The 26,632-nt window shown below is 62.7% G+C and carries 23 protein-coding genes; 12 read left to right on the top strand and 11 right to left on the bottom strand.

Annotated elements, in window-relative coordinates:
- Positions 1-183: 183 nt before the first annotated feature.
- Both BMZ97_RS16690 and BMZ97_RS16685 read right to left on the bottom strand, forming a co-directional pair.
- Positions 184-1,086 (bottom strand): LysR family transcriptional regulator, encoded by a 903-nt coding sequence (locus BMZ97_RS16690; protein ID WP_092171796.1) that lies wholly within the window; start codon positions 1,084-1,086, stop codon positions 184-186.
- A gap of 172 nt (positions 1,087-1,258) precedes the next feature.
- A complete protein-coding gene (locus BMZ97_RS16685; protein WP_092171794.1) occupies positions 1,259-3,082 on the bottom strand; it encodes an IlvD/Edd family dehydratase in 1,824 nt (607 codons plus the stop codon).
- A 437-nt stretch (positions 3,083-3,519) separates the two neighbouring features.
- On the opposite strand from BMZ97_RS16685, the gene BMZ97_RS16680 reads away from it, so the two are divergent.
- From BMZ97_RS16680 to BMZ97_RS16670, 3 genes are all read left to right on the top strand, one after another.
- Positions 3,520-4,704: a pyridoxal phosphate-dependent aminotransferase gene (locus BMZ97_RS16680; protein ID WP_092171791.1), complete on the top strand. Its 1,185-nt coding sequence runs from the start codon at positions 3,520-3,522 to the stop codon at positions 4,702-4,704.
- A gap of 2 nt (positions 4,705-4,706) precedes the next feature.
- Positions 4,707-5,039 (top strand): NIPSNAP family protein, encoded by a 333-nt coding sequence (locus BMZ97_RS16675; RefSeq protein WP_092171788.1) that lies wholly within the window; start codon positions 4,707-4,709, stop codon positions 5,037-5,039.
- Positions 5,040-5,154: 115 nt separating this feature from the next.
- Complete coding sequence (locus BMZ97_RS16670; protein WP_092171786.1) at positions 5,155-5,484, top strand: SMR family transporter; 330 nt, start codon at positions 5,155-5,157, stop codon at positions 5,482-5,484.
- 216 nt (positions 5,485-5,700) lie between these two features.
- Here BMZ97_RS16670 and BMZ97_RS16665 read toward each other — a convergent pair whose 3' ends face one another.
- The 3 genes from BMZ97_RS16665 to BMZ97_RS16655 form a co-directional block, all read right to left on the bottom strand.
- On the bottom strand, positions 5,701-7,026 hold the full coding sequence (locus BMZ97_RS16665) for an MFS transporter (protein WP_092171783.1): 1,326 nt from the start codon (positions 7,024-7,026) through the stop codon (positions 5,701-5,703).
- A 132-nt stretch (positions 7,027-7,158) separates the two neighbouring features.
- Positions 7,159-8,052, bottom strand: a complete 894-nt coding sequence (locus BMZ97_RS16660; protein WP_092171781.1) for a tellurite resistance TerB family protein — start codon at positions 8,050-8,052, stop codon at positions 7,159-7,161.
- Between the two features lie 165 nt (positions 8,053-8,217).
- The gene (locus BMZ97_RS16655; RefSeq protein WP_092172459.1) at positions 8,218-8,697 is read right to left on the bottom strand and encodes an Lrp/AsnC family transcriptional regulator; all 480 of its coding nucleotides are present in this window, start codon (positions 8,695-8,697) and stop codon (positions 8,218-8,220) included.
- A 117-nt stretch (positions 8,698-8,814) separates the two neighbouring features.
- Between BMZ97_RS16655 and hppD the strand changes: the two genes are divergently transcribed.
- The 3 genes from hppD to BMZ97_RS16640 all read left to right on the top strand — a co-directional run bounded on the left by hppD (position 8,815) and on the right by BMZ97_RS16640 (position 11,977).
- Positions 8,815-9,951, top strand: a complete 1,137-nt coding sequence (hppD, locus tag BMZ97_RS16650; RefSeq protein ID WP_092171778.1) for a 4-hydroxyphenylpyruvate dioxygenase — start codon at positions 8,815-8,817, stop codon at positions 9,949-9,951.
- Between the two features lie 116 nt (positions 9,952-10,067).
- A complete protein-coding gene (locus BMZ97_RS16645) occupies positions 10,068-11,396 on the top strand; it encodes a dicarboxylate/amino acid:cation symporter (protein WP_092171775.1) in 1,329 nt (442 codons plus the stop codon).
- A 101-nt stretch (positions 11,397-11,497) separates the two neighbouring features.
- Complete coding sequence (locus BMZ97_RS16640; RefSeq protein WP_092171773.1) at positions 11,498-11,977, top strand: hypothetical protein; 480 nt, start codon at positions 11,498-11,500, stop codon at positions 11,975-11,977.
- 174 nt (positions 11,978-12,151) lie between these two features.
- Here BMZ97_RS16640 and BMZ97_RS16635 read toward each other — a convergent pair whose 3' ends face one another.
- The 3 genes from BMZ97_RS16635 to BMZ97_RS16625 all read right to left on the bottom strand — a co-directional run bounded on the left by BMZ97_RS16635 (position 12,152) and on the right by BMZ97_RS16625 (position 14,860).
- Entirely contained in the window at positions 12,152-12,976 is an 825-nt protein-coding gene (locus BMZ97_RS16635) for an AprI/Inh family metalloprotease inhibitor (RefSeq protein ID WP_175525598.1), read from the bottom strand.
- Complete coding sequence (locus BMZ97_RS16630) at positions 12,961-13,932, bottom strand: 2-hydroxyacid dehydrogenase (RefSeq protein ID WP_092171768.1); 972 nt, start codon at positions 13,930-13,932, stop codon at positions 12,961-12,963. The genes BMZ97_RS16635 and BMZ97_RS16630 overlap by 16 nt, the downstream gene beginning before the upstream one ends.
- A gap of 166 nt (positions 13,933-14,098) precedes the next feature.
- Positions 14,099-14,860: a FadR/GntR family transcriptional regulator gene (locus BMZ97_RS16625; RefSeq protein WP_092171765.1), complete on the bottom strand. Its 762-nt coding sequence runs from the start codon at positions 14,858-14,860 to the stop codon at positions 14,099-14,101.
- Between the two features lie 259 nt (positions 14,861-15,119).
- Here BMZ97_RS16625 and ugpC point away from each other — a divergent pair, with 259 nt between their 5' ends.
- The 5 genes from ugpC (at position 15,120) to BMZ97_RS16600 (ending at position 20,687) form a co-directional block, all read left to right on the top strand.
- Complete coding sequence (ugpC, locus tag BMZ97_RS16620) at positions 15,120-16,175, top strand: ABC transporter ATP-binding protein (RefSeq protein ID WP_092171763.1); 1,056 nt, start codon at positions 15,120-15,122, stop codon at positions 16,173-16,175.
- A 166-nt stretch (positions 16,176-16,341) separates the two neighbouring features.
- Positions 16,342-17,649, top strand: coding sequence for an ABC transporter substrate-binding protein (locus tag BMZ97_RS16615; RefSeq protein WP_092171760.1), 1,308 nt, complete (start codon positions 16,342-16,344; stop codon positions 17,647-17,649).
- A 130-nt stretch (positions 17,650-17,779) separates the two neighbouring features.
- A complete protein-coding gene (locus BMZ97_RS16610; protein ID WP_092172456.1) occupies positions 17,780-18,721 on the top strand; it encodes a carbohydrate ABC transporter permease in 942 nt (313 codons plus the stop codon).
- Positions 18,714-19,613 carry a carbohydrate ABC transporter permease gene (locus BMZ97_RS16605; protein WP_092171757.1) on the top strand — a complete coding sequence of 300 codons (900 nt, stop codon included), beginning with the start codon at positions 18,714-18,716 and terminating at the stop codon, positions 19,611-19,613. The genes BMZ97_RS16610 and BMZ97_RS16605 overlap by 8 nt, the downstream gene beginning before the upstream one ends.
- A 171-nt stretch (positions 19,614-19,784) precedes the next feature.
- Entirely contained in the window at positions 19,785-20,687 is a 903-nt protein-coding gene (locus BMZ97_RS16600) for an NAD(P)-dependent oxidoreductase (protein ID WP_092171755.1), read from the top strand.
- 8 nt (positions 20,688-20,695) lie between these two features.
- On the opposite strand, the gene BMZ97_RS16595 is transcribed toward BMZ97_RS16600, so the two are convergent.
- On the bottom strand, positions 20,696-21,784 hold the full coding sequence (locus tag BMZ97_RS16595) for a LacI family DNA-binding transcriptional regulator (protein ID WP_092171752.1): 1,089 nt from the start codon (positions 21,782-21,784) through the stop codon (positions 20,696-20,698).
- 103 nt (positions 21,785-21,887) lie between these two features.
- Here BMZ97_RS16595 and BMZ97_RS16590 point away from each other — a divergent pair, with 103 nt between their 5' ends.
- A complete protein-coding gene (locus BMZ97_RS16590) occupies positions 21,888-22,799 on the top strand; it encodes an NAD(P)-dependent oxidoreductase (RefSeq protein WP_092171749.1) in 912 nt (303 codons plus the stop codon).
- Positions 22,800-23,054: 255 nt separating this feature from the next.
- Here the strand turns inward: BMZ97_RS16590 and BMZ97_RS16585 are convergent, their stop codons facing one another.
- Positions 23,055-23,798 carry an aspartate/glutamate racemase family protein gene (locus BMZ97_RS16585; protein ID WP_092171747.1) on the bottom strand — a complete coding sequence of 248 codons (744 nt, stop codon included), beginning with the start codon at positions 23,796-23,798 and terminating at the stop codon, positions 23,055-23,057.
- A 523-nt stretch (positions 23,799-24,321) separates the two neighbouring features.
- Positions 24,322-26,550: a hypothetical protein gene (locus BMZ97_RS30765; RefSeq protein WP_139221239.1), complete on the bottom strand. Its 2,229-nt coding sequence runs from the start codon at positions 26,548-26,550 to the stop codon at positions 24,322-24,324.
- Positions 26,551-26,632 lie beyond the last annotated feature (82 nt).

The following is a 26,632-nucleotide window of genomic DNA, read 5'->3' as shown; positions in this document are numbered from 1 at the left end:
CTGTTTTTTTGCTAGAGCGATTTCCGATCTGATGGGATCGTTCAATTGCTCTAGCTCTTTGTGTTAACGCGTTTTCTTCATGCGAACCGGCGTCCAGTTCGCTCGAAAACGCTCTCCCGGCGAGAAAGCCAGCGATGGCGAGTTGCTGCAAGCGCGAAATCTGGAGTGCGCTATAGCCTCAGGCTATGGTTGCGCGCTGAGTTCTGCCGCCTGTTGCCGCAAAGCCATCTCGAAATGCTGCATCAGCTGGCTCCGCGCTCGCTCGATCGGCCGATGCAGATAGATGTCGTAGGGCGGGGGATGGTCGAGCCGCCTGACCGCGACCCGGTTCCGGTCGGCTGCGAGCGCGCTGAATGCATCGACGATTGCGACGCCGATTCCGGCTTCCGCCAGGCCGATCGCGGTTTCGGCGAAACGCGCGACATGGGTGCGCGTCGGCGTGATGCCGCCCGCCCGCAAGACGGCGTCGACTGCAAGACCATGCACGGAATGCGGCTCGAACACGATGATCGGCCGGTCAATCAGGCAGGACGGTGCCAGCGGGCCGTCGCCGGCCGGTAGCCAGTCCCTTGGGGCGACCGCCATGACCGGAGCCTTGGCGACAGGCACGCTGCGGATGCCGGCATGCAGGATCGGGAACAGGGTCACGGCGCATTCGCCCTGGCCCGAGAGCAGATAGTCCATCACCTGGCTGACGAAGAGGATATCGACATGCAGGCTCAGCCCCGGATGCTCCTTCAGCAGATCGGCTGTGGCGAGCGGGACCAGGAGCCGCCCGACGCTGGGCGAGGCACCCAGGCGCAGCGAGCCGCCATCGGCGCGGGTGATGCGCAATGCGCGGGCGAGCGCGCCTTCCATCTGCTCGAAGGCGAGATCGACCTCGCCGAGCAGCCGATGCGCTTCCGCCGTCGGCACAAGCCGGCCGCCATGCCGGTCGAAGAGGGCAAGCGCGCAAACGTCCTCGATGCGCCGGATCGTCTTGGTCACAGTCGGCTGGGCGATGCGCAGCTCCCGGGCGGCACCGACCACGGTGCGGCAGCGCATCAGCGCCCGGAACACCTCGATCTGGCGCAGAGTGAGCTGCATGGTTCCGCGCTCCTGCGCCTGTCGCCGTCATTGCGAGGAGGCGAAGCCGACGAAGCAATCCAGGGGAGTACGTGATTCCAGGATTGCTTCGCGGAGCCTGTGCTCGGGCTTGCCGAAGGCAAGACCCGGGTGCTCGCAATGACGAGGATAGCGTTCGGTACGTGCTCGTGCGTCAGTGGTTGTCGCGCGGCACGCCGAACTTCTTGTGGATCTTCTGGTACTTGACCGCTGGCTTCAGCACCATGCCCTCGGAAAGCTCGCCGACAATCTTGCGCTGGATCTCCTGCCAGGGGGTCTGGCTCTTGGGGTATTTGTAGCCGCCGGCAGCCTTCAACGCGGCACGGCGTTCCTCGAGCTCCTTGTCGGAGATCAGGATGTCGGCGCTGCGCTTGTTGAGGTCGATGCGGACCTTGTCGCCGGTCCTAAGCAAGGCAAGCCCGCCGCCGGTCGCCGCTTCCGGCGAGGCGTTCAGGATCGAGGGCGAGCCGGAGGTGCCCGATTGCCGCCCGTCGCCGACGCAGGCGAGCGCGGTGACGCCCTTCTTGATCAGGTAATCCGGCGGCCGCATGTTCACGACCTCGGCCGCGCCGGGATAGCCGATCGGCCCGACGCCGCGGATGAACAGGATCGAGTGCTCGTCGATCGCGAGCGCCGGGTCGTCGATGCGGTGGTGGTAATCCTCCGGCCCGTCGAAGACGATCGCCTTGCCCTCGAAGGCGTTGGGGTCCTTCGGGTTCTCGAGATAGCGCTTGCGGAATTCCGGCGTGATCACGCTGGTCTTCATGATGGCGGAATCGAACAGATTGCCGCGCAGATTGAGGAAGCCGGACTGGGCCTTCATCGGCTCGTCATAGGCCTTGATGACGCGACGATCCTCGGCGAAGAAGCCCTCGCAATTTTCGGCCAGCGTCTTGCCATTGGCGGTGATGGCGGGCTTGATCTTGCCCTTGGCGACGAGTTCGGCGACCACGGCGGGCACGCCGCCGGCGCGGTAATAATCCTCGCCGAGATATTCGCCGGCCGGCTGCAGGTTCACCAGCAGCGGGATATCATAGCCGACTGCCGTCCAATCCTCGTTGTCGAGGGGGACGCCGATATGTTTGGCGATGGCGTTGACGCTGATCGGCGCGTTGGTCGAGCCGCCAATGGCCGAGTTGACCACGATCGCGTTCTCAAAGGCTTCGCGGGTCATGATCTTGGACGGGATCAAATTCTCCCAGACCATGTCGACGATGCGAAGGCCGGTGAGATAGGCCATCTCATAGCGGTCGCGGTAAGGCGCGGGGATCGCGGCCGCGCCGGGCAGCGTCATGCCGAGGGCCTCGGCGATCGAGTTCATCGTTGTCGCCGTGCCCATGGTGTTGCAGTGGCCGGCGGAGGGAGCCGAGGAGGCAACCAGATCGACGAAGCCCTTATAGTCGATCTCGCCGGCCGCCATCATCTGGCGTGCCTTCCAGACGATCGTGCCCGAGCCGGTGCGCTCGCCGCGGAAATTGCCGTTCAGCATCGGGCCGCCGGGCAGGGCGATCGCCGGGATGTCGACGGTCGCCGCCGCCATCAGCTGGGCTGGTGTGGTCTTGTCGCAGCCGGTCGTCAGCACGACGCCGTCGAGCGGGTAGCCGTAGAGGATCTCGACGAGGCTGAGATATTGCAGGTTGCGGTCGAGGCTTGCGGTCGGACGCTTGCAGGTTTCCTGAATCGGGTGGATCGGAAATTCGAAGGGCACGCCGCCGCGCTCGCGGATGCCGTCGCGAACGCGATGGGCGAGCTCTATATGATGGCGGTTGCAGGGCGCGATGTCGGAGCCGGTCTGGGCGATGCCGATAATCGGGCGGCCGGACTGCAATTCGTCGCGCGACAAGCCGAAATTCATGGTGCGCTCGATATAGAGCGCCGTCATGTCGGCATTGGCGGGATTGTCGAACCAGGCCTTCGAGCGCAGCTGTTCGGGCTTGATCTTGCGGACCGGCTTCTTGCCGGCAGGTGCTTTGGCCATCCTCGTATTTTCCTCTCGCGCGGCGCGGCGCTGATGGCCGCTTGCCGGTCTCTTTAAAACGATTTGAGACACGCAACTTTGCCGATGATCCGCGGCGCGGCAAGAGGCCTGGACGCAGATAATCATACTATTGGGCATTGCTGCATACAGCATGCAGTAATGCTCGCCAATGCCGGAGGCTCGATCTCGTGCACGCGCAGGAAAGGCCCGGCGGCCCAGCGTGACAAGTGTCAGGCGTACGGGGGCGGGCCAGCGACTGGCGCAATCCCGAGGCTCGCATGCGCCACTTGCATCGCGTGCGGCTTTGCGGCCAAGACAAGGCCAAGGCCCCGAGGAGAGCGGGCCGCATCGACCTCGATCTGTCCAAGAGCAGGATGCGAAAAAGTGGGAACCGGTTTTTCGCATTGATCCTGCTCCGGCTCTAAGGAAACGCCGTCATGACGCTCCATGTCGTCCCGTCCTTCGCCCGCATCGGCGAGGAGAACGCCTTCGCCGTGCTGGCGCGCGCGACCGAATTGCAGCGCCAGGGCAAGGACATCATCAATCTCGGCATCGGTCAGCCCGATTTCCCGACGCCCGACCATATCGTCGAGGCGGCGGTGAAGGCTTTGCGCGATGGGCATCACGGCTATACGCCGGCCAATGGCATCCTGCCCCTGCGCGAGGCGGTTGCGGCCGATCTGCACAAGCGCTTCCAGGTCGAGGTCTCGCCGGAAGCGGTGATGATCGTGCCGGGCGGCAAGGTCACCATGTTCATGGCGATCCTGATGTTCGGCGAGCCCGGCGCCGAGATCCTCTATCCCGATCCCGGCTTCCCGATCTATCGCTCGATGATCGAATATACCGGGGCGACGCCGATTCCGGTGCCGATCCGCGAGGAGAACGGTTTTGCCTTCTCGGCGGAGGAGACGCTCTCGCTGATCACGCCGAAGACGCGGCTCCTGATCATCAACTCGCCGGCGAACCCGACTGGCGGCGTCACCCCGAAAGCGGAAGTCGACAAGCTGGTCGCCGGGCTGGCTGATTTCCCCGATGTCGCGGTGATGTCGGACGAGATCTACGACCAGATGCTCTATGACGGCGAGAAGCATGTCTGCCTGTTGAGTTATCCGGACATTCGCGATCGACTGATCCTGCTGAACGGCTGGTCGAAGACCTATGCCATGACCGGCTGGCGCATGGGCTTCTCGGTCTGGCCCAAGCCGCTTTACGAGAATGCCCGCAAGCTCGCGGTGAACTCTCATTCCTGCGTCAACGCTCCCGCGCAATGGGCTGGGCTTGCGGCCCTGACCGGCCCGCAGGATGCAGTCCACATGATGCTGGCCGAGTTCGATCGGCGCCGGAAGGCCGTGGTCAAGGGGCTGAACGCCTTGCCCGACGTCTCCTGCGCCGTGCCGAAGGGCGCGTTCTACGCCTTCCCGAATGTATCCAAGACCGGCTGGAAGGCGAAGAAGCTGGCTTCGGCGCTGCTGGAGGAGGCCGGCGTCGCCACCATCGGCGGGCCCGATTTCGGCGTCCATGGCGAGGGCTATATCAGGCTGTCCTATGCGAACTCGCTGGAGAATATCGAGCGGGCGCTGGTGCGGATGGACGAGTTCCTCAATAGCGCGAAGGCGATCTGAGCATGATCACCTGCTATCTGCGCTATATCGTCGACCTCTATCAGCTGCCGGCCTTCGAGGCCTATGGCAAGCTCTGGATCCGGCTCGTCGAGAAATTCGGCGGCAAGCACCACGGCTATTTCATGCCGTCGGAGGGCGTCTCCAATGTGGCGCTGGCAATGTTCAGCTTCCCATCGCTGGCGGCCTACGAGGACTATCGCAAGCGCTCCTTCGACGATCCCGAATGCCAGGCTGCCTTCGCGATGAACGAGAAGGACCGCTTCATCCTCAGCTATGAGCGCTCCTTCTTCAGGCCCGTCTTCGAGGACGACCAGGGCGTGCGCCGCGCGCCTTGAGTTCAGCGGGGCGATGCAAGATATCAGCTCGCGCCCGGACGTCCTGAGCGCTGACTGCTGCGTCGCTTCCCGAAGACCACCGAACGCTCGCGGTTGCGGGCCGGAGCCTGGCCGCATGAGCTATCTCTATCTCGCGATCGCCATCGTCAGCGAGGTCATCGGCACCTCGGCGCTGAAGGCGTCGAACGAGTTCACGCGGTTGGTGCCCTCGCTGATCACCGTGATCGCCTTCGCCAGCGCCTTCTACTTCCTGTCGCTGACCTTGCGCACGATCCCGGTCGGCATCGCCTATGCGATCTGGTCCGGCGTCGGCATCGTGCTGATCAGCCTGATCGCGCTCGTGCTGTTCGGCCAGAAACTCGATGCCCCGGCGATGATCGGCATGGCCATGATCGTCGCCGGGGTGATCGTCATCAACCTGTTCTCGGAAACCGCGGCCCACTGAGCCGCCAGCCGTCAATGCGAGGAGCGCGAGAGCAGGATGCGAAAAAGTGGAAACCGGTTTTTCGCATTGATCCGGCTCCCCACCCTTAGTTGGAAGACGGATTCAGATTTCAGATGGGATCACTTGGTGATTCCATCTGAAATCATCCGACTCTCGTGGCGAAGCCGTTCGGGGCGCCACGCGCACCGGAGGGTCGGTTCGCTGAGCTGAGGGCGCTCACTCCGCGGCCAGAGGCTGTCGCCTGACGCGCCCGGGTACCAGCCGCACCTTGCGTGGCGCCGCCAGCCAGATCGCTGCCGCCGAGACGAAGCAGCAGGCGATCGCCAGCAGGAAAGCCAGGCGGTAGCTGCCGGTCGCATCGTGAATCGTGCCAGCCAGCCAGGGCCCGACCGCGCCGCCGCCGAGCAGTGCCACGGTGACTGTCCCGAAGATCGCCCCGAAATGTGGCCCTTCGAAAATTTCGGCGACGATCGCGCCCATCACCGAGGCGAGTGCGTAACCCAGGAAACCCTGCGCGATCGCCATCACATAGAGCAGGACGGGCGACGGCCTGTGCTCCAGCGCGATCAGCGCGGCATAGCAGATGGCGAAGCCCAGGCAGCCCACCATCCAGATCCATTCGCGGCCGATGCGATCGGACAGGGCGCCGAGGCCGATCTGACCGGGGATGGCGACGGCGCTGACCAGTCCGAGTGCCCAGGCAGCCGTGAGTGGGGTGAAGCCGACCTCGATCAGGTATTTGGTCTGATGGACCTGCACGGCATACCAGGCGACCAGCGCGCAGAAATAACCGAGCATGATCCACCAGAGGCGCGCGGTGCGCAGCGCCCGCGCCAGCGTCCATTCGATGGCGACCCAGGCCGGATCGGCCACAGCCGCCGCACGCCGCGCCGCGCCGGTTCCAGCCGAGCCGGTCTCGCCATCGGGGAGGAGGCCGAGATTCTGGGGTCTGCGGCGGACCAGCAGATTGAGTGGGCCGAGCAGAAAAAGCACGAGCAGGCCCATGATCCAGCAGGCGGCGCGCCAGCCCTCCCGGCTGATGATCGATTGCAGCCAGGGCAAGAGCAGCACCGCACCGACACCGACGCCGGAAAAGGCGATGCTGATCGCAAAGGCCCGGCGGCGCACGAACCAATTCGGCAGGAACAGCGACTGTGCCGAAAAGCTCATCAGATTGGCGCCGCAGCCGACCAGGACGCCGAGCGTCAGGTAGAGGTGCCAGGCGGCGCTGATCGCGGGCGCGACCAGCATGCCTGCTGCCAGCATCGCCACGCCCGTCTCGATCACGACGCGCGGGCCATGCTTGTCCATGATGCGGCCGACAAATGTGCTGGTCGCGGCCGAAAGCAGGAAGCCAAACGAGAAGGCACCCGAAGCCAGCCCGCGATCCCAGCCGAACTCGTCGATCAGTGGTGGCAGCAGCAGCGAGAACGCCGTGCGCGCGCTGACGGCCACCGCCACGGTGACGAAGGCGATGCCGATGATGAGCCAGCCATAGTAGAATGGCAGGCGCGCCGACCAATGCGGGGAGGGGGGCTGCATATCGCATAGGTCGGCTGGGCACGCCGGATGGTCAATCCGTGCTCGGCGCACCTCGGGTCTGCGTCGGCTCTCATCAAAAAGTTAGAGCAGGTTTGGTGCGAAAAACCGGTTCCCACTTTTTCGCATCCTGCTCTAGACCTTCGCGGCGCTCGCCGCCGCATCGATATTCGCGACCAGCTCGGCGTCGAGCCCGAGCGAGCCCGCGAGCCCGGCGAGGAAGTCCTTCTCCCTGGCCGTGTCGGGATTGATGGCGATGCGCGCCGCTGTATAGATCTGCGCCGCCAATTCGGGGCTGGTTGCGCCCTCGACCAAGGTGTCGACCGAGGCTGGATGCGCCATCTCATTGGCTAGCCAGTCATTGGCCTCGGGATCGAAGCCAGCTTCGCGCAGGCCGCCGAGGATGGTCCTGCGCTCGTCTTCGTCGATTGCCCCGTCGGCGGCGGCCGCCGCGATCATCGCGCGGATGAAGATCAGCGCCGTCGCCTCGTTTGCCGCTGCGGGCTCGAAGCCGGTGCCGGCAGGAGCGGGCTGGACCGGCTCCTGCGTGTCGAGCAGCGGCTTGCCGGCCTGATGATTCTGATAGGCCTTGTAGGCCAGCCCGCCGATCAGAGCGAGGCCGCCCAGCCTGGCGGCGGAGCCGACGACGGCCCGCCCCGCCGAGGAACCGAAGACCAGCGCGCCGAGCCCACCCAGCACAGCCGTCGCCATGGCCGGGTTGGCGTTGAACATGCCCTTGGCCTGTTCGAGCAGCTGGTCCGGCGTCTTGCCACCGGAGATCTGGCTCAGGATGTCGCTGGCCTTTTGCTGTGCGCCAGTCTGCTGTGCGGCGTCCTGCACGCCTTGCGTCGCCTGCCCGAAGACGCTGCCGACGAGTCCACCCAGGCCTCCTGCCAGACCCCCAGCGCTGCCGGCCTGCTGCGCCAGGTTGCCGAGCACGGCGCCGAGGCCCCCGGTCTGTCCTCCTTGCTGGCCGGCCTGGCCGCCGGCGCTGACGAGCGCATCGAGAAGTGATTTCGCGTTGAACATGGTCGGCTCCTTCGCAAGGCTTTGGTCGACATCGTCATTCAGCCTGCACGCAAGCCAGGGCCCACACAACGGCTAGAAGAGTGAGAGCAGGATCAATGCGAAAAACCGGTTTCCGCTTTCTCGGATCCTGCTCTGGGCACGCCATGCGAAGGAAGAATGACGACATCAAGGCCCCGGCAGCGGCAGCAGGCCAGGCTCCTTCAGGGTCTCCAGCGCGATTTCGGAGCGCAGGCGCGCCACGCTCTCATGCGGCATCAGGATCTCGTTGATGAAGCGCGACAATTCCTTGAGGTCGCCGACCGCGACCTTGAGCAGGTAATCCGCTTCCCCTGTCAGGGCATGGGCCTCGAGGATTGCCGGCGTCAACCGGACCAGATCGCGGAAGCGCCGCGCATTGTCGCGCGAATGCGTGTTGAGTGCGACATGGATGAAGACGGTGATGCTGAGCCCGATGGCGGAGGGCTCGATCAAAGCGCGGTAACCGCGGATCGTGCCGTCCTGCTCCAGCCTCTGTCGCCGCCGCGAAATCTGGCTTGCGGAGAGGCCGACCTTCTCGGCCAGGGCGCCGTTGGTCAGCGATGCGTCCTGCTGGAGTGCGTCGAGCAGGCGCCAGTCGAAGCTGTCGAGATTGGGCGGTGTTTGCATCATGCCCCTCCAATACGCGCATTCTGTGCGCAATCTGCGCTGATGCAAGCGCCTTTGCACGCTTTGTGCTGTGTTCACGCGCAAGGATGATGGCAGGCAATCTGGAGGAGAATGTCCATGGGTCCGTTTCCGTTCGATGCTGCCCCGCCCGCCATCTCCGAGGCCAATCCGATGGGAACGGATGGCTTCGAATTCGTCGAATACGCTCATCCCGAGCCGGAGAAGCTGGGCGAGCTGTTCGAGAGGATGGGGTTCACGCGGGTCGCGCAGCACCGCTCCAAGAAGGTAACGCTCTACCGCCAAGGCGACGTCAATTTCGTCGTCAATGCCGAACCGAACTCATTCGCCCAGCGCTTTGCGGTCGAGCACGGCCCTTGCGCCTGCGCCATGGCCTTCCGCGTCGTCGACGCCAAACATGCCTTCGAGCGCGCGGTCTCGCTCGGTGCCGAGCCCTATGAGAGCAAGGTCGGCCCCGGCGAGCTGGCGATCCCGGCGGTGAAGGGCATCGGCGGCTCGATTCTCTATTTCGTCGATCGCTATGGCGAGAAGGGGTCGATCTGGGATGTCGATTTCGAGTGGCTCGGCGAGCGCGATCCTCATCCCGAGCAGGCCGGGCTGTATTATCTCGACCACCTGACCCACAACGTCCATCGCGGTCGCATGGACCATTGGGCCGGCTGGTACGGCAAGCTGTTCAATTTCCGCGAGATTCGCTTCTTCAACATCGAAGGCAAATTGACCGGGCTGATCTCGCGGGCCCTGACCTCGCCCTGCGGCAAGATCCGCATCCCGATCAACGAGTCGCTCGACGACAAGAGCCAGATCGAGGAATATCTGCGCCAGTACAAGGGTGAAGGCATCCAGCATGTCGCGATGGGCGCGCGCGATATCTACGCCACCGTCGAGCAGCTGCGCCGCAACGCGCTGCCCTTCATGCCGGCTCCCCCTGAGACCTATTACGAGAAGGTCGATGCGCGTGTGCCGAGCCATGGCGAGCCGGTCGAGCGGCTGAAGGCGAACGGCATCCTGATCGATGGCGAGGGTGCGGTCGCTCTCGGCGAGAAGGAGGGCCGCATGAGCAAGGTCCTGCTGCAGATTTTCTCCGGCACGGTGCTCGGGCCGATCTTCTTCGAGTTCATCCAGCGCAAGGGCGATGACGGCTTCGGCGAAGGCAATTTCCGGGCTTTGTTTGAATCGATCGAGGAGGACCAGATCCGGCGTGGCGTGCTCACTGCTCCGCAGGCGGCCGAATAACGGGCGCTCGCCATAGTGCCGGGGTGGATGGCCGGCGTTGCCGGCTTGTCCGCTATGCAAAATCGGCGTAACGGCTGGCCTCATGTGCCGGGACAGGCGCGCTCGGAGGGACGGTCATGACGACGGCAACTGCTGAAACTCTGCGCGGCCATCAAGGTCCCTGGTGGACCCATCTTTACGTGCAGGTTCTGACGGCGATCACGATCGGCGTCCTGCTCGGGCATTTCTACCCGCAGACCGGCGAGGCGATGAAGCCGTTCGGCGACGCCTTCATCAAGGCGATCAAGATGATCATCGCGCCGATCATCTTCCTCACGGTCGTCCATGGCGTCGCCTCGATGGACGACATGAAGAAGGTCGGCCGGGTCGGCCTCAAGGCGCTGCTCTATTTCGAATTGGTCACGACGCTGGCGCTCGTCGTCGGCCTCGTCGTGATCAATCTCTGGAAGCCGGGCGTCGGGATGAATGTCGACGTCAACACGATCAACACCTCGGGCATCGCCGCTTTCACGGCCAAGGCGCACGACCAGAGCACCGTCGCCTTCCTGATGGCGATCATCCCCGAGACGGTGGTCGGGGCCTTCGCCAATGGCGAGATCCTGCAGGTTCTGTTCTTCGCCCTGCTCTTCGCCTTCGGCCTGCAGATGATCGGCGAGCGCGGCAAGCCGGTGCTGAAATTCGTCGATGACATCTCGCTGGTCTTCTTCAAGATAGTCGGCATCATCATGAAGGCGGCGCCGATCGGCGCCTTCGGCGCAATGGCCTTCACCATCGGCAAGTTCGGTGTCGGCACGTTGCTCTCGCTCGGCAGCTTCATGGCGGCCTTCTACACCACCTGCCTGATCTTCATCTTCCTGGTGCTGGGCACGATCGCGCGGCTGACCGGCTTCTCGATCATCAAGTTCATCGCCTATATCAAGGAAGAGCTCCTGATCGTGCTCGGTACTTCGTCGTCCGAGAGCGTGCTGCCGCGCATGATCGCCAAGATGAGCCATCTCGGCTGCAAGGAGAGCGTCGTCGGGCTCGTCATCCCGACCGGCTATTCCTTCAATCTCGACGGCACCTGCATCTACCTGACCATGGCCGCGATCTTCCTGGCGCAGGCGACCAATATCGACCTGACGCTTTCGCAGGAGATCGGCATCATCGCCGTGCTGCTGCTGACCTCGAAGGGGGCGGCCGGCGTCACCGGCTCGGGCTTCATCGTGCTGGCGGCGACGCTAGCCTCGGTCGGCCATATCCCTGTGGCCTCGATCGCGCTGATCCTCGGCATCGATCGCTTCATGTCGGAGGCGCGGGCGCTGACCAACCTGATCGGTAACGGCGTCGCCACCATCGTGGTCTCGAAATGGGAGAACGCGCTCGACGAGAAGCGCATGCACGCGATCTTGGACAAGGAGACCGGGTTCGACGCCGAGGGCGAGCCGGCGCGAACTGCGGTCTGAGATACGGCGACGAAGCTCTTTCGCGGAACGCGCGCCAGCTCGTATTCAGCCGGCGCGTGTTCTGCTATTATCGGAGCGCGATGGGTTTGGAGTGAAAAGCCATGCCGCGCCTCAAGGTCCTGAGCAGAGAGACGAGAACGCTCCAGATCATGTACCACATCGACCTGGCTGTCGGTCGAGGCTGCCCCAACAGGCGGGGCGACGTCCTGCTCGTCCAGTTCTTCATCCGGCTGCTTCAGGACCAGCCGCAGAAGTTCGATGGCGAACAGTACAATTTCATTCCGGGCAGCGGCAGACAACTCAGGATCGACGGCATCTGCGGCGAAGAGACGATTCGGCATATCGCCCATTTCAAGCAGGAACACGATAGAGGAGGGGCAGTCGGCGAGCAGGCGATGCTGAAGGATCAGCGCATCGACCCGATGCTGGCGTCAAATCCCTTCGGCCTGCGGACCGGGCATGTCCTTTCGATCCTGAGATTGAATCAGGACGTCGCGGAATCGATTGGCGCCGAGCGCTTTCGAAAGCTCTATGCGGAGCGGCTTTTTCCGCAAGAACTGAAGAACGAGTTCTTCATCTGAGTGCTAGAGTATTTCCGCGTTTCTCCGAATCGCGAAAATGTTCTAGATTCTTGTTTTAACGCATTTTCTTCACATGAACCGGTGTCCACTTCGCTTGAAAACGCTCTCGAGCACTGCGCGACATATGGGTACCGGTTTCTCGCGCGAGCAATGCTCCAAGCTTTTAGACGTGATCTAGGGCAGCCTGCGCATCATCAAGGGTGCGCCGACGGCCGGGTCCTTGCGCCATTGTCCGCTCTCGAAGACGAGATCGAGGCTATGGCCCTTGCGCGCGACCAAAGTGAGCCGACCCGCCGCATAGCGCCAGCCGGCGGGATCGAAGATCGTCAGTCCGGTATCCTGGCACGGCCCTTCCAAAGCGGCAGGCGCACGGTCCGGCGGGCCGGGCCTCAGGACGAGCTTGCAGGCTTCGCGGTTCTGCTGGCGCATCACTGAATAGCGGCCGGGCAAGCTGTCGGCGGCTGGCGCGCGCGCCGGATCGATAGCGGTCGGCCGCTGGGCCGCGACCGCGGCCGACTCGGCCGGGTTCGACGGGGCGCGGCGAGCCGCGCGCGGGTAACCCTTGGGGTCGAGCCAATATTGCTGCCCGTCCGCCGTCTTGCCCTGCAGCCCGGCCTCAGGACCTGTCCGGACGAAGGCGAGCACGGTCTTGCCGGAGCTGTCGTCAAGGCGCGGGGCGCCCTCGGGCGTGACGGTCCAGGCGGCGACCTGGTCGAGCAGTGGGAGCGCCCGGCGGCAGGTCGCGGGAAAGCGCACCTGCCGGCCGTTGCCGGCAGGCTCGATGCCGAGCGTGATGGTGCATTTGCGGGATGCGCCGACCCGTTCGATATCCCAGGCGCCCAGCAGCGGGCGAAGGCTGTCGGGCGCCTTGTCGGCGCCGCGCGGAGGCGCCGGGGTCTGAGCGTGAGGGGCGGCTGCGAACGCGATCAGGCCTGCCGCAAGTAGCGGCAGGCCACGCGTCCCGTGAGATTTGCGCTGCAAGCTCAGGCCTTCGTCCATGGCGTCTCGGAAACCGGCGTGAGCGGTCCCTTGCCATCGAACCATGAAAACAGATTGTCGACCAGAAGCTGGCCCATCTGTTCGCGGGTATGGACCGAGGCCGAGCCGACATGGGGCAAGAGCACGGCATGCTCAATCGCGATAAGCTCCGCCGGCACGCGCGGCTCGTCCTCGAAGACGTCGAGGCCAGCCGACAGGATCGTCTTGTTCTGCAGCGCCTCGATCAGCGCCTTCTCGTCGATGACGGTGCCACGCCCGACATTGACGACGATGCCGTTGGGGCCGAGCGCCTTCAGCACCTCGGCATTGATGATGTGATGGGTCGAGGCGCCGCCCGGCGCGACCGAGACCAGGGTGTCGACATCCGCCGCCATTTCGACCAGCGAGGGGTAGTAGCGATAGGGCACATCCGCCTGGCGGGAGCGGCCGTGATAGGCGATCGGCACGCCGAAGGCCTCGAGCCGGTGCGCGACCGCCTTGCCGATGCGGCCGAGGCCGACGATGCCGATCGAGCGCTTGCGCAGCGAGGTCGTCAGCGGATAGGCGCCCTTCAGCCATTTGCCTTCGCGCAGATAGCGGTCAACCTGCGGCAATTGCCGGATCGTCGAAAGCAGCAGGCCGATGGTCAGGTCTGCGACCTCGTCGGAGAGAACGTCGGGGGTGTTGGAGACGACGAGGCCGCGTTTGCCGGCCTCCGTCGCATCGACATTGTCGTAGCCGACGCCGAAATTCGCGATCATCTCCAGCTTGGGCAGGGCGTCGAACAGCGCGCCGTCGATCCGGATATGGCCGCCGCCGGCGATGCCGCGTACCCGCTCGCCGACCTCGCGCAGGAAAGCGGCCTTGTCCTCGGCCTTCCAGAGCTCGTGGACGGTGAAGCGCGCCTTCAGCTGGTCGGCGGCATAGGCCATCAGCGGGCCCGTCATGATGATCTCGGTTGCGTTGGGCCGTGTCATGGCGTGCGTTTCCATCGTCTGGGTGAGAATGGGAGAAAACTTGATTCGGCGAATCTGAATCGATTAGATTGCGGCGTCGAGCGCTTCCGCGCGCAACTGCTGCTCATCTCTACACGCCCCGCGACGCGGGAAAAGCGCTGATGGGCGCATATGTAGTATGACTTATTCACGCGATTTTGTGGGTTTGCACGCTGCTGTTCGGCCCAAGAAAGGCCAGCGTCGAGTTCAGGGCGTCGATCACCAGCGCCGTCATGCGCGAGGCTGCAAGGTCACCGTCGCGCTGTATCACAGCCTCCAGCACCCGCTCGTGATCGACAAGCGATTCGACGAAGTAATTGCGGTCATCGGTCGATTTGAGCAGCAGCGTCCATTGAATCGCCGCGGTGACGACGCTCGTCAGGCATTGCAGGGCGGAGTTCTGTGTCGCGGCGAAAATTGCCTCGTGGAAGGCGAGATCGGCCCGGATCGTCGCCTCGGCATAGGGCGGATTGTCGGTCATGCCGCGATAGGCGGCCTCGATGCGCGCGAGGTCGGCGGGAGAGCGGCGGATCGCGGCGAGCCGCGCGGCGCTCGGCTCGACGAAACGGCGCAACTCGAAGAGATCGCGGATGAATTTCTCGTTTGGATCGGCTTTGAAATGCCAGGACAGGACATCGGGATCGAGCAGGTTCCAGCTTTCGCGCGGCGCGACGCGGGTGCCGCTTTTCGGCCGGGACTCGACCAGCCCCTTGGCGGTGAGAATTTTGACGGCCTCGCGATAGGCGGTACGCGAGACCGAAATCTCGGAGCGCAGCGCGTCCTCATTGGGCAAGAGCTCGCCAGCTTTGAAGGTTCCGGAGATGATGGCGACAGCGAGTTTCTGCGCGACCTGCCCGAACAGGCGGTCGGCGTTCAAGGTCGTCGGCCGCGAAAAATCGCGCACCCGCATCGTCTTGGCGTTCCTTCCGCATTGCAACAAAGCGCGCCGGGAAACCCGGCGCCTTCACTGCGCTTCCGGCGCTTGACACGCCTGTCCGTATCGTATGACTTTATCGCAGATGAATTTGGACGCAACAGGCGTAGCCTGGACTGCGGCCATTGGCATCGATCGGTCACAAGAAGCCGATAGAGCAAGCGGCGTGGAACGCTCGGGCCTTAGCCCGGACGGCACCATGTCCTCGGGGAAGCAAGTCCAAAGGAAGGCTCAAATGGCCTCAGTCCAGATTGCCGACGTGCGCAAGGCCTATGGCACGACGCAAGTCATCCATGGCGTCGACATCGACATCAGCGATGGCGAATTCGTCATCCTGGTCGGTCCGTCCGGCTGCGGAAAGTCCACTTTGCTGCGCATGATCGCGGGGCTGGAGAACATCTCCGGCGGCGAAATCCGCATCGGCCCGCGCGTCGTCAACGACGTGCCGCCGAAAGAGCGCGATATCGCCATGGTGTTCCAGAATTATGCGCTCTATCCGCATATGACGGTGGCCGACAATATGGCCTTCTCGATGAAGCTCCGCAAAGCCCCGAAGGCCGAGATCGACGAGCGCGTCGGCAAGGCGGCGGGGATTCTCGGGCTCGACAAATTGCTCGATCGTTATCCGCGCCAGCTCTCGGGTGGCCAGCGCCAGCGCGTCGCCATGGGCCGCGCCATCGTGCGCGATCCGCAAGTCTTCCTGTTCGACGAGCCGCTCTCCAATCTCGACGCCAAGCTGCGCGTGCAGATGCGTACCGAGATCAAGGAGCTGCATCAGCGCCTGAAGACCACCACGGTCTATGTCACCCACGACCAGATCGAGGCCATGACCATGGCCGACAAGATCGTCGTGATGCATGACGGCATCGTCGAGCAGATGGGCGCCCCGCTCGATCTCTACGACAAGCCCAACAACCTCTTCGTCGCCGCCTTCATCGGCTCTCCCTCGATGAATCTGCTGAAGGGCACGATCAAGCCCGAGGGCTTCGTGACCGAAGGCGGCGTCACCTGGCCGATCGGCAAGCACCCGGCGGATTCGAACGGCAAGGCCGCGGTCTACGGTATCCGGCCCGAGCATTTCCGGCTCGATCCCAACGGCCTGAAGGCGGAGGTCGTGGTCATCGAGCCGACCGGTTCGGAGACGCAGGTGGTGGTGCGCTGCGGCGGGCAGGAACTGACCTGCGTCTTCCGCGAGCGGATCGATGCCAAGCCCGGCGAGAACATCGGCATCACGCCCGACACCAATGTGACGCATCTCTTCGATGCGGCGACAGGTAAGCGGATCGACTGAGCCCGGCTTCACGAAGCCGACAGCAACGGTCACGCGATCAGGAGAGACGATAACGAGACATCAAGCCCGACCCGTTCCCTAGCGAACGGGCGGGCCGACAGGAAAACCGGATGGTCCGGTTCAAGGCGGCCGAAAAAGAGCTGCCGGACCCAAATCCCCAGGGAGGATGACGATGAATTTCGATCGCAGATCGCTGATCAAAGGCGGTGCGGCGCTGGGCCTTGGCGCCAGTACGAACCTGCTCGACTACGCCAAGGCCTGGGCGCAGGCCTCGCCATTCAAGGCGGAACCCAACGCCAAGATCAACCTGATGCGCTGGAAGCGCTTCGTCGAGGCCGAGGACGTCGAGTTCATGAAGCTCGTCGCGGCTTTCGAGGCAGCGACCGGCGCCAAGATCACCGTCACCAATGAATCCTATGACGATCTGCAGCCAAAGGCTTCGGTCGTTGCCAATACCGGGCAGGGGCTCGACCTTGTCTGGGGGCTCTATTCGCTGCCGCATCTGTTTCCGCAGAAGTGCCTCGACCTCACCGATGTCTCGAAATATCTCGGCGAGAAGCATGGCGGCTGGTTCCCCTCGGCGGAGGCCTACGGCAAGCTCGGCAACAAGTGGATCGGCATTCCGATCGCTGCCAGCGGTGGCCTGATGAACTACCGCATCTCCTCAATGGAGAAGGCCGGCTTCAAGGAGTTCCCGAAGGACCATGCGGGCTTCCTGGAGCTCTGCAAGGCGCTGAAGGCCAATAACACCCCGGCAGGCTTCGCCTTCGGCCATGCCTCGGGCGACGCCAACACCTGGCTGCACTGGTTGCTCTGGTCGCATGGCGGTTATCTCGTCGACAAGAACGACAAGGTGATCATCAACTCGCCCGAGACCGCCAAGGCGCTCGAATACGCCAAGGCGCTGTATCCGACCTTCATCCCCGGCACGGCCTCCTGGAACGATTCCTCGAACAACAAGGCCTTCGTGGCAGGCGACCTGCACCTGACCGCTAACGGCATCTCGATCTATGTCACGGCGAAGAAGGACAATCCCGCCGTCGCCGCGGATATGAATCACGCCTATCTGCCGGTGGGTCCGGTCGGCAAGCCGACCGAATTGCATCTGCCCTTCACGATGCTCGCCTTCCAGTTCACCAAGGTGCCGAATGCCTGCAAGGCCTTCATCGCCTTCATGCTGGATGCGCCGCAATACAATCCCTGGATCGGCGCGGCGCAGGGCTATCTGTCGCATTTCCTCGGCGAGTACGACGCCAACCCGGTCTGGACGGCCGACCCCAAGACCACGCCTTACCGCGATGTCGCCAAGCGCACGCTGACGCCTGCGGGTCTCGGCACGCTGGGTGAGAAGGCGGCGTCCGCGATCGCGGATTTCATCGTGGTCGACATGTTCGCGAACTACGCGACTGGCCGCGAAGACCTCAAGGGCGCCATCGCCGGCGCCGAGCGGCAGGCCAAGCGAATCTATCGCTGATCCGGGAGGTTCGATGGCGGCCCGTCTCCAGCGGGCCGCCTTTCGCTCCCAGATGCGCATTCCGGCCCGCGGGCCGGCCCACGCCGCGTTTTTTGAACATGGAAGCGTGATGGTGAATTCGGCAATCGACATGACCGGGAATCCGGGCAGGCGCCAAAGCGAGCGAACGCTTTGGGCGAAGCTGCAAGGCAACCGGAATTGGCTCGGCTTCTGGTATATGCTGCCGGCTATCGGCATCCTGGTGCTGTTCCTCGCCTATCCGCTGTTCCTCGGCGTCTGGCTGTCCTTTACCGACACCAAGATCGGCCGGGCTGGCGAATTCATCGGCTTCGAGAACTATGAATGGCTGTGGGACGACAGCGTCTTCTGGGTGTCCGTCTTCAACACGCTACTCTACACAATCGTCGCCAGCGCGGCGAAGTTCGGCATCGGCCTCTACCTCGCCTTGCTGCTCAACAAGCGCCTGCCGTTCAAGGCCCTGATCCGCGCGCTGGTGCTGATCCCCTTCATCGTGCCGACGGTGCTTTCTGCCATCGCCTTCTGGTGGATCTACGATTCGCAGTTCTCGATCCTGTCCTGGTCGCTGCGCAAGCTCGGCTGGATCAGCGCCAATATCGATTTCCTCGGCGATCCCTGGAATGCGCGCTGGTCGACGATCTTCGCCAATGTCTGGCGCGGCGTGCCCTTCATCGCGATCACCCTGCTGGCCGGCCTGCAGACCGTCTCGCCCTCGCTCTACGAGGCGGCGACGCTTGACGGCGCCACGCCCTGGCAGCGCTTCCGGCACATCACCTATCCGCTGCTGACGCCGATCATCGCGGTGGTGATGACCTTCTCGGTGCTGTTCACCTTCACCGATTTCCAGCTGATCTGGGCGCTGACCCGGGGCGGGCCGGTCAATGCGACGCATCTGATGGCGACCTTGTCCTATCAGCGCGCGATCATCGCCGGGCAGCTTGGCGAGGGCGCAGCGATCTCGACGGCGATGATCCCCTTCCTGCTCGCGGCGATCGGCATCGCCTGGTACGGGCTCCAGACACGCAAATGGCAGCAGGGCGGCAGCAATGACTAGCATCGACGCCGGCCGCCGCGCCGATACCACCGACCACAGTGATGGGATGGCCTATCTCGAGACGGTGCCGAGCCGCGTCGTCACGACCTATATCCCCCTGTTGCTGATCCTCATCGTGCTGCTGTTCCCGTTCTACTGGATGGCGTTGACCGCCATCAAACCGAACGATCAGCTGATCGACATGGACAAGGTCAGCCCGTTCTGGACCTGGAATCCGACCTTCCAGCACATCCACAAGCTGCTGTTCGAGAGCGACTATCCGCGCTGGCTCTGGAACACGATGTTCATCGCCAGCTGCGCCACCTTCATCTCGCTGGTCGCCAGCGTGCTCGCGGCTTACGCGATCGTGCGGCTGCGCTTCAGGGGCGCGCAGACCGTCGGCGCGCTGATCTTCCTGGCCTATCTCGTGCCGCCCTCGATCCTGTTCATTCCGTTGGCGACGGTGATCTACAAGGTCGGCCTGTTCGACTCGCCGCTGGCGCTGATCCTGGTCTATCCGACCATCCTGATCCCGTTCTCGACCTGGCTCCTGATGGGCTATTTCAAGACCATTCCTTTCGAGCTCGAGGAATGCGCCCTGATCGACGGAGCGAGCCGCTGGCAGATCCTGACCAAGATCGTTCTGCCGCTGGCGATCCCGGGACTGATCTCGGCCTTCATCTTCTCGTTCACGCTGTGCTGGAACGAGTTCATCTACGCGCTGACCTTCCTGTCCTCGACGCAGAACAAGACGGTGCCGGTGGCGATCGTCAACGAGTTCGTCGATGGCGACATCTATCGTTGGGGCTCGCTGATGGCCGGGGCGCTGGTAGGCTCCTTGCCTCTGGTCATCCTCTACGCCTTCTTCGTCGAGCATTACGTGTCAGCGATGACCGGGGCGGTGAAGGAGTAGCCTTCAGCGAGGGTGGTCTTTTTACATGATCCCCGCGCCGTCATCCCGGCCGAAGCGGCGAAGCCGCGCCGAGCCGGGATCCATTCCGGAACGTCGATCGGATAGGCTCAGGAATGGATCCCGGGTCTGCGCTTCGCTCGGGATGACGCCAGCATAGGATATAGCGAGCAGATGCCGACCATCCCCAATTCCATCGCCTTCATCGGGCTCGGCGCCATGGGCGCGCCGATGGCCGAGAATCTCGTCAAACGGCAGTTCCGCGTCACCGGCTTCGATATGCGCGAAAGCGCGCGCGAGGCGCTGGCGGCCGCCGGCGGGCATGCCGCCGACAGCGCCAAGGCCGCGGCTGCCGGCGCCGAGGCGCTGGTGCTGATGGTGGTGAACGCCGCCCAGGCGCGCGCGGTCCTGTTCGAGGCCGGCGCGCTTGCCGCGCTCAGCGACGGTGCGGTCGTCATGCTGATGGCGACCTGCCCGCCCGGCGAAGTCGAGGCGATCGCGGCCGAGGTCGTCAGATCCGGCCGGCATTTCGTCGATTCACCGGTTTCGGGCGGCGTGGTCGGGGCAAGGGCCGCGACGCTCTCGATCATGGTCGGCGCGCCGCAGGAGAGCTTCGACAAGGCCAGGCCCGTGCTCGACGCGATGGGCGATAAGGTCTTCCATGTCGGTGAGAGGCCGGGGCAAGGCGCGACGGTGAAGACGGTCAACCAGCTGCTCTGCGGCGTGCATATCGCGGTCGCCGCCGAAGCGCTGTCGCTCGCGGAGAAGGCCGGAATCGACGGGCGCGTGCTGTTCGAGATCATGGGCGGCTCTGCGGCATCCTCCTGGATGCTCAGGGATCGCGGCCCGCGCATGCATGAGCCCGATCCGACTGTCGCCAGCGCCGTCGACATCTTCGTCAAGGATCTCGGCATCGTGCTCGATGCCGGGCGCGCCGCCAAGACGGCGCTGCCGCTGGCGGCCGCCGCCCACCAGATGTTCCTGGCGGCCTCGGGGCTTGGCCATGGCGCACGCGACGATTCGCAGGTGGTGCGGGCCTATCGTGCGCTCAACGCCAAGCCTGCGAATGATCCGTGAAGCCAGGCTCAGCGCCGGGGCGGAGCGGTCGTGGCGCGCAGCACGAGCTCCGGCGTCAGCAGCAGGCGCCGCGTCGGGGCGTCGGGCTCGGCGATACGCTTGATCAGGAATTCCGCGGATTTGTGGCCCATCTCGTCCTGAAAATTCCTGATCGTCGTCAGGGCCGGATACCACTGCGCCGCCTCCTGAACGTCGTCGCAGCCGATCAGCGAGAAATCGACGCCCGCCTCCAGGCCGCGATGGCGCAAGCCCATCATGGCGCCAAAGGCGGTCAGGTCGTTGAAGCAGACGGCGGCGGTCGGCGGGTCGTCGACGTCGAGGACCGCCTGGATGCCCTTGAGGCCGTTCTCGCGCGTGCCATAGGCGGAATAGACGATGGCCGGGTCGAGCGGCATGTCGTGTCGCGCCAGCGTCCCGCAATAGCCGGCATAACGGTTGCGACCGGTCGAGATGCTCTGGCTCTCGCCGAGAAAGGCGATGCGGCGGTGGCCGAGCGCGATCAGATGCTCCATCGCCAGAACCGTACCCTGGCGGTCGTCGGAGCCGACGAAATCGAGATCGAGCCCGATGATCTCGCGCGAGAGCTGGACGAGCGGCACGCCGGCCGCGATCAGATGGTTGAAGGCCTCGGGCGTGCTGCCCCCGGCCGCGCAGATGATCATCCCGTCGGGGCGGTATTCCTTCAGCGTGGAGAGCACGCGGTCCTGGCGTTCCAGGCTCTCGGCATAGGTGCCGAGCAGGATCGAGCGGCCATGAGCGGTGGCCGTCTCCTCGATCGCGGCCAGCAATTCGGCGAAATACGGGTTGGTGATGTCGTGGAAGCCGACGCCCAGGATGTTGGTGCGGTCGGTCCGCAAGGAGGCGGCGCTGCGATTATAGCTGTAGCCCATCTCGCGGGCGATCTGCTGGACGCGTGTGCGGGTCGCTTCCGCGACCAGGGGCGAGCCGCGCAAGGCCAGCGAGACCGTCGCGGTCGAGACCGAGAGACGGTCGGCGATGATCTGCAGGGTGACGCGCCCGCGACCGTTGAGGACTGCCGGCGGGTTTGCGGTCCTGCCGGGGGGCGTCGTCTCGGGCGGGGGGCCTTTGCCGGTCATGCGCGCTTCTCCGGAAGCGGAATCAAGACCTCACAGCCTGTCCTGGGCCCGGCCATTCCGTCACTCGATGATGTCATTCTCATAGAAACAGGAGAAATTGAAGATGAGCGCAAGCAAAGAGTCCATCGGTTTCATCGGCGTCGGCCTGATGGGCCAGGGCATGGCCCGCAATCTGGTGGATAAGGGCTTCCCACTGACCGTGATGGGCCACCGCAACCGCAAGCCGGTGGAGGCGCTGGTCGCGGCCGGCGCGAAGGAGGCCAGAACGCCGAAGCAACTGGCGGAGAACGCGACGATCATCTTCCTGTGCGTCACCGGCTCGGCCCAGGTCGAGGCGGTGGTGAACGGCCCCGACGGCATTGCGGCCGGAGCCAGGCCCGGGACTGTGATCGTTGATTGCTCGACCTCCGATCCGGGCGTCACGGTTCGGCTTGCGGCCGAGCTGGAAGCGAAGGGCCTGCATCTGGCGGACGCACCGCTCGGCGGCACGCCGGCCCAAGCGGCGCTCGGACAGCTCTCGGCGATGGTCGGCGCCGCGCCTGAGGTGTTCGCGCGGATCAAGCTGGCCTGCGAGGCCTGGGCGCAAAAGGTCGTGCATCTCGGTCCGGTCGGCGACGGCCACAAGATGAAGCTGCTCAACAACTTCCTCTCGATGGGCTATGCCGCGATCTACTCGGAGGCGCTGACGCTGGCGCAGAAGATCGGCATCACGCCGCAGACCTTCGACAGCGTCTTGCGTGGCAGCCGGATGGATTGCGGCTTCTACCAGACCTTCATGCAATATGTGCTGGAGCGCGACCGCGACGCGCACAAGTTCACGCTGGTCAATGCGCTGAAGGATGTCCGCTATCTCGAGAGCGTCGCGAATGCGGCGGGCGTGCCCAACCCGGTCGGCAATGCGGTGAAGAACGCGTTTGCCTCGGCGGTCGCTGCCGGGAAGGGCGAGGATTACGTGCCGATGCTGTCGGACTGGGTCGCCTCGCAGAACGGCATCTCGCTGGCCGGGAAGGGCTGAGCGCTTAGCTCGAAAGCATGCGCCTCAGGAGAAGTATCATCCGCGCCGTCATCCCGGACACAGCCCCCAGGTCCGATCTTCGATCGGCCCAAGGATAAACTCCGCGGAGATCCGGGATCCATGCCGGAGCGCGCTGCCTGGTTAGGCTCCGGCATGGATCCCGGGTCGGCGCGGCGGAGCCTGTCCTTGGGCCGGCCAAAGGCCGGACCCGAGGGCCGCTTGCCCGGGATGACGCAGTGTTTCCGAGGAAACCTGTCAGGGCTTCGCGAGAAGGGCAGCAAGGCGCTCCGACAAACCCTTGCTTCCAACGGGCGGCGGCAAGGCGAGATCTCCCGCTGCCGGTTTGTCGAAGCCGCCAGCCAGCGCCGCCAGAACGGCCTTCGCCCCGGTCTCGACCGAGCAGAGAACGGGGATGTCGACGAGGGGCTGGACGCGCGCCGCCAACCCCGCGAGCCCCGCACCGCCGAGAATGACCGCGCCGGCGCCGTCGCGCTGCGCAGTCTTGCGGCAAGCCGTAGCAAGAAGCGCGATCGAACCTTCCGGATCGCGCGCGATGTCGGCGCCTGTCGGGGCAACTGTCTCGACAGCGGCCAGGCGCTCGCCGAGCCCGAGCATCGCGACGAATTCGTGCAGGATCGGACCCCAACGCTCGCCACCGGTGACGATCGAGAAGCGGCCGGCCTTTTGCGCGGCGGCCTTGCAGCTCGCCTCGGCCATGCCGATGACGGGAATGGGCGCGAGCTCCTTCAGCGCGAACAGGCCGGGATCGCCGAAGCAGGCGAGATAGACCGCGTCGCAGCCCTCGCCATGCTCGGCATAGGCCTCGAGCGCGGCATGGGCGGCGATCGCGCCGGCGCTGCGGCTGGCGATGTACTGCGCTCCAAACCGCCCGGTAGCGGCTTTCAGGGAGACGCCTGCCGGCAGATGTGGAGTGACGACGCGAACGACCAGATCGGTCATCTCCGGCATCGTGTTCGGATTGATCAGGAGGATGCGCAAGAGGGCCTCGGAACCGAAAGCCGGCTGTGGTGCGCTTCAACCGAGAAGAAGCGAACCGGCTTTTCGATGAATTAGCCGATTGGGCGCAGGTTTTAAAGGACACATCGTTGGCGCGGCCCAAGCCGTCCTCACCGCAAGACGGCGCGCATCTGGACGGAGGCCGTAGCGCACACGCTCTATTGCGGCCTGCCCGACAACGACAGGCTGCGCGATATCGAGCACCGTTCGGGCAAGACGTCCGTCATGATGCGCGGGTTCAACGTCGACATGAATCAGGTTAACGGCTCGGGCGACAACTCTCCGAACAGGCGCGGCCATTGCTACAGATGGAAGACATCCGCATCGCCATCGACGGCGAGACAGCGCTGCTGGAATCGCGGGATCAGGGATATTCCGTCGTGGATGCGTCGAATTTCTGGGAGCGACCAGCGATGTCCGGTGTGCTCCGTGATGTGCGCGAGAAACTAGACGAGTACGACTGGCTGGAAAGCCGTTCTCGTGAGGTATTAAATCGCTCATGTGATCAAGATAGTTTGTCGGCCGGAGTATCCGGCTTCGAAGCAAACCCGTACCGATAGAAACTAACTGCATCGTGCGTGTGTTGCTTCGTCTTCCTCTCGAAACGAAAAAAAGCACACTCGACAGCACCATGTTCTTGCGCAAACATTCCCATAATACTTCTACCTGTGTCCTGCCACTCCTTGGGATCCGGCGGTGTCTTTGCCAAATGGCATGCCAAGACAAAAATACGATTCCCGACAGGAAATTTTGTTATTAAAACATCCTGGCCCTTAAGAGGCTCTCCGCGCCTAAATCGGCGTATGCGACGCTCAAAATCCGCGAGCGCAGGCGGAAGTTGATTGAGGATAACGTTTATCATATCGAACCGATGCCGCTGACTAATATTGGCATACAGCTCTCTAGCGATGCTTACCCAAAGTGGTGATAGTGAAACACCAAGAATCTCAAAATCGCTTCTGTTCTTGCGTGCAATTTTGGATTGGCGGACTGGGCTATCCGCGTCGTGAAATATGACTTTAGCGCCATCGAAGATGGAATTGTCGAACCACATTCCATTCGTTAGATAGACGGACAGCAAGTCTTGCTCATCTCCGTCAAAATCTAACATTTCTTCTATTGTTGATCTGCGCGTCAAATAATGCTGAAATGATACTTCTGTATCCAGGTGTTTGGCAATCATTTCAAGTTCGCCTAACGAAATGACTGGAGCCCACGCCGTTTCTTTCGTTATTAATCCAAGTTCTTTTAGGTAATAATTTGCGCTAGTAAGTGCGATAAAATGTTCGAAGCAAATACTAAATCGAAATACGACCTTAGGCCTATCGAGGTAAAAATGTATCTCTTCACCTGTTTTTTGCATAAAAAATTTTGCAGTTTCTTTGTACGTGTCCAGATAATTTTGAAGTCTCCAAGCCTGTAAGCCAGGTTCAATAAAGAGTTCCTTAAAGTTCTTATTAAGGCTCAACATCCCGCCTCGGCGTGCGGCATCGTTTATACGGCCGGATTTTGCTTCGAAGACAAATACAAAATTTCCAAGTAGGGCTACTACATCATTCTCCCAATTTTGACCGGTTTCAGGATCTGTCCATGTGACACTTTCGTAGACTGTGGCGTTTGGCATCGCCTTCCGCACAATACCAGCAATCGCCGCCTCAAGGTAATCCGCCCTAGCCTTCTCGTACGCACCTTCAAGAATTTCGTGTCCCTTCATCGCTTTTTCGGCGATTAAGAACGGAAAAGAAAAAATAAGCTGAGGAGATGCGTTAAATATGTCTCCGTTTTCTAGTCTTATATACGGTTGCCTCCATATAGGGTTGTCCAAATATATATGCTGTGGGTTTGAGTTGGAGAGATCTCCCCGGCTGAGTGACATTTTGTACAAAGCCTCAGAAATTTCTCTTGAAAATCCTGAATCAACGTCCTCTTTCTTCACCGTGAAAACCCAAGGATAGGCAAGCTCAGACATTTGAAAGGCTGCGTTGCGGAGACTTTCAATGTCAGTGAACCGGCTGTTTCTGTCTCTCCAAGCCATACTGGCTGTTGGGTATGCCGAGCAGAAGAAGGTAATCGCTTCTTGCAATTCTTCCATAGAACTTGTGGATAATAGTTTTCTGATATACCTACAAAAAATATGGAACTGCTCCGCAACGATGTCTGACATCCTGATCATCGCTGTAAATAAATCGGACAGGCGATATCCCAGGTCTTTAATAGATCGCTTATCAATAATTCGCAATATTTTGGACAAATGCAAAATGCAATCTTCGCGCGAAAATAGATTTCTATAATATAGTGTTTGAATTCGCGCTCTGCTTGCTACCATTTGTTCTATATCAGACGAGGTCGAATTCGATTTTTGCATTCGCACGAATGAATGAATATGCCGACCCACTAGAGGCCAATAACGCAGTAAATTTGATGGCGATGAGGGGACGCGGCGAATAGGGCCGCCATACATCAGGATTAGCGCTTGAGTTATTTCTACTTCAGGCTGCTCAAGGCGGTGCGCCATTTCGCTGGGAGGGCCCTGCTCCGTAAGAAAACGTGCTGCTGTACGAGCCAGCACTACGAATGGATCGCGTGCCTTTAGAAACTCAATCAAGCGATCTCTCGAAGAATAAAATTCAGTCTGCCACTGCTCCGGTGATAAATCCTCTGCGCCAAGTAAATCTTTTAACGTGGATGCATCTAAAGTGGTGTAGCCAGGTAACGCTTTCTCTATATCTGTCATTGTATCGCTTTTCGTTGAGTTATTGCTCTGCAGAATAACGATCGAATTGGGGGGCGGTCTTATTGGGCGGCGGTCTTAAGGG

Origin of the sequence: Allobosea sp. OK403 (assembly GCF_900113835.1) — a bacterium.
Classification (GTDB): Bacteria; Pseudomonadota; Alphaproteobacteria; order Rhizobiales; family Beijerinckiaceae; genus Allobosea.
Note: the sequence above shows the minus strand (reverse complement) of the source record. Positions and strands in the feature narration are given on the sequence as shown.